General features: G+C 29.2%; 1 protein-coding gene. It reads right to left on the reverse strand.

Features of this window, described 5'->3' with window-relative positions:
- On the reverse strand, nucleotides 1–470 hold a 470-nt coding region (locus tag K0040_RS20100; protein ID WP_228110453.1), incomplete at its 3' end, for an ABC transporter permease.
- Nucleotides 471–472: the final 2 nt, after the last annotated feature.

Here is a 472-nt window from a genome sequence, read left to right on the forward strand (position 1 = left end):
TGTGGTAAAATTTCATTTATAAATGATATTCCATCTTCTTTTTCAGATATAATATTCATTGCATTAAAGGTGCATCCCATAAACATAGCAGTAATTAAAATCATAGCAATAAAAACATTTTGAAACTCTTTTAAAATACTATCTTTAGGCAATATTGTAACCTCAACATCTTTTAAATCTCCCTTTAGTCTAAACATCTCTGGCAATGTCTTTCCAACATTTTTTATAGCATTAATCTCATTTCCATAAAGCACAGTTTTTATCCCTTTACCATCTCTAACAACTCCAATTGTATCCGTTTTAATATCCTTAATTTCACGTATTAGATGCATTTTTGTGTCATATACACTTAACACACCATACTTCTTCAACCATTGCTCTGTTCGTACAGGAAGTGTATCCTTTACTATACCAAAATGTATCTCTCCTAATGAAGACATATCAATTGTTCCCATAAAATTTATTAAAATCG

The sequence above is a fragment of the Terrisporobacter petrolearius genome (assembly GCF_020748185.1).
Lineage (GTDB): Bacteria > Bacillota > Clostridia > Peptostreptococcales > Peptostreptococcaceae > Terrisporobacter > Terrisporobacter petrolearius.